At 54.3% G+C, this 1,332-nt stretch carries 2 protein-coding genes; both read left to right on the top strand.

The genetic code is table 11. The annotated features are described in order from the left end of the window. Window positions 1-239: hypothetical protein (locus C8R21_RS16250; protein ID WP_219906704.1), on the top strand; the 239-nt coding region annotated here is incomplete at its 5' end. Window positions 240-303: 64 nt separating this feature from the next. Beyond that, window positions 304-975 (top strand): toll/interleukin-1 receptor domain-containing protein, encoded by a 672-nt coding sequence (locus C8R21_RS15510; protein ID WP_107763490.1) that lies wholly within the window; start codon window positions 304-306, stop codon window positions 973-975. Window positions 976-1,332: the final 357 nt, after the last annotated feature.

Raw genomic sequence — 1,332 nt, forward strand, 5'->3', positions numbered from 1 at the left:
TGCAGGTCAAGATTCTGGTCATCGGTGGAAACCCGCGCATAGCCGATTTTCATGAATTTCTTCCCCCTTTATTTCGCACAACCCTTATGCAACATCGTGAGCCAAAAAAAAACAATGCCTTACATTCTCCAGTTGAGTGTAGCAAAAGGGACTCCTTTTACTACACATTGGGAATGCCAGCACTTGCTGAGTATTTACCCAATTTGAATAATTCTAGACATCTCCCACCACAAGTGTGATAGACTATGTCTACGTCATATTCCAAGCCGAAAAAATTATACTTGTCATCAGGAGGTTTTTATAATGGCTAAATGCACAGCACCAGTAGAAGGTCATCGCTCAGCGAGCTCAGCAGCAAACTGCCCGGCATGCCGTGGTCGCTATGGTCGCTCCAGCGGCTATAGTAGCTACGGCTCGTCCCCGTCATACTCTTCGTCGGGAAGTAGGAGCGGTGGCAGCGCAAGGCCGCGCTGGTCGCCAGCAAGTTCGCCCTTGGTGTACACACCTGCCGAAGTTCGGACACTTACACCGTACCGCGAAAGCATTGAAAAACGAGCATCTCTCTCTGACCTTCGGGACATCTTTCTCTGCCATGCGTGGGATGACCGAGGAGGTGCTGCCAAGGAACTACACGATCTGCTCGTGTCACGCGATGTCTCGGTCTGGTTCAGCGAGAAGGACGTCGCCCTCGGTATGCCGTTGCTTCGCGAAATCGACAGGGGACTGGCGAAGTCGCGTATCGGGATCGTGCTGGTGACCCCTGCGCTGCTGCACCGCATCCAAGATCAGGGCATCGCCGACAAAGAGCTATCGGTACTCCTAGCGCGTGACCAGCTCGTCCCCATTGTGCATGAGACGACGTACGAAGCTCTCCGCGAAGTCAGCCCCATGCTCGCCTCGCGAAGTGGCCTGAGTACCGCAGAAAATCTGATGGCAGATGTCGCGGCCAAGCTCGCCGAGCTGGTCGCCCTCTAGGACGAATCGACATCAACGGCAAGTTATCGCTCAACATGGTAGGTGAGGACAGCTCACCGACACCGCTACGAGCTTCTCTCGAATGACCTTCACGACTGCATTGCCTGACAACTCCGCTATCTTATGGATGATGTCCATAAACAAGCGTGTGAGATCACGCGTGGGGGGCATATCTTGATCACCGCTCCCATTCCTGACTTCTATTCCTGTTTTTGCCCTGGCTCAGTTCCTGCACCAGTCCTTCCACAGCTTTCGGCCCCCGCTGCCTGAAATGCTCCCGCATCCTCTCCAGCTCCAGCCCCCGCTCGTCCTTTGGAAGGGTATTGAACCGGTCTATCGCTTCACGTGCGCTCTCCG

The organism is Nitrosospira multiformis, from assembly GCF_003050865.1.
GTDB lineage: Bacteria > Pseudomonadota > Gammaproteobacteria > Burkholderiales > Nitrosomonadaceae > Nitrosospira > Nitrosospira multiformis_E.

Bases quoted from the DNA above. Each gene is read 5' to 3' on its own strand.
- C8R21_RS15510 (WP_107763490.1), top strand. From the start codon at position 304: ATGGCTAAATGCACAGCACCAGTAGAAGGTCATCGCTCAGCGAGCTCA.